The organism is Kytococcus schroeteri (assembly GCF_042433515.1).
GTDB classification, from domain to species: Bacteria; Actinomycetota; Actinomycetes; order Actinomycetales; family Dermatophilaceae; genus Kytococcus; species Kytococcus schroeteri.
On record NZ_JBHLVH010000022.1, the window covers coordinates 1 to 1,358 of the forward strand.

1 protein-coding gene is annotated in these 1,358 nt (G+C 70.9%); it reads left to right on the forward strand.

Annotated elements, in window-relative coordinates:
- Window positions 1-330: 330 nt before the first annotated feature.
- Window positions 331-1,323, forward strand: coding sequence for a malate dehydrogenase (locus ACFFHC_RS09900; protein ID WP_202816722.1), 993 nt, complete (start codon window positions 331-333; stop codon window positions 1,321-1,323).
- The last annotated feature ends 35 nt before the right edge of the window (window positions 1,324-1,358 follow it).

Genomic DNA, 1,358 nt, shown 5'->3' on the forward strand with positions numbered 1-1,358 from the left:
AACACCCACCGCCGGGGCGCACCCCGCCCCGGATCCCACGTACTCGAACCTGTCGCCCACCACGCCCCCCCCTTCCGACGTGCCCCGTGACCGGACCCCCGTCCGATCAACTACCCCCAGAATAGTACACACAACCTACTCAAAGCAACCCCACCATCGGACATGTGGACGAGCAGCGCCCGCCCCGCCCCGTCCACAGCCGGCCAGCCGGGCCGGCCCAGCCCTCCCCACCCACCGGCTCGCACGTCCTCCGCCCACCACCGGTGCGGTGACCCCCCGGCCCGGGCAGTACGGTTGTGACCGGTTCCACGTCTGACACAGGAGGTTCTCGTGACCCAGCCCGTCAAGGTCGCCGTGACCGGCGCCGCCGGCCAGATCTGCTACTCCCTGCTCTTCCGCATCGCCGCGGGCGAGCTGCTCGGCCCGGACACCCCCGTCCAGCTCCGCCTGCTCGAGATCACCCCGGCTCTCCCCGCCCTCGAGGGCGTCGTGATGGAGCTCGAGGACAGCGCCTTCCCGCTGCTGTCGGGCGTGGAGATCGGCGACGACGCCAAGAAGGTGTTCGACGGCGCCAACGTCGCGATGCTGGTGGGCGCCCGCCCGCGCGGCAAGGGCATGGAGCGCTCGGACCTGCTCGAGGCCAACGGCCAGATCTTCACCGGCCAGGGCCAGGCCCTCAACGAGGTGGCCGCCGACGACATCCGCATCACCGTCACCGGCAACCCGGCCAACACCAACGCGCTCATCGCCATGAACAACGCGCCCGACATCCCCACCGAGCGTTTCTCGGCCCTCACCCGCCTGGACCACAACCGCGCCAAGGCCCAGCTGGCCACCAAGGCCGGCGTGCGCACCACCGACATCCAGCGCATGACCATCTGGGGCAACCACTCGGCCACCCAGTACCCGGACATCTTCCACGCCACCATCAACGGCAAGCCGGCCGCCGAGGTCGTGGACGACCAGGCGTGGCTGGAGAACGACTTCATCCCCACCGTGGCGCAGCGCGGCGCGGCCATCATCGAGGCCCGCGGCTCGTCCTCGGCCGCCTCCGCCGCCACCGCCACCATGGACCACACCCGTACCTGGCTGCAGGGCACCGCCGAGGGCGACTGGACGTCCATGGCCGTGTGCTCCGACGGCTCCTACGGCGTGCCCGAGGGCCTCATCTCCTCCTTCCCGGTGACCACCAAGAACGGCACCTGGGAGATCGTGCAGGGCCTGGAGATCGACGAGTTCTCCCGCGGCAGGATCGACGCCTCCGTGGCCGAGCTGGCCGAGGAGCGCGACACCGTGCGCGAGAAGGGCCTCATCCAGGGCTGACACCCCCTCACGCGACGAAGGGCCGACCCCGTGCG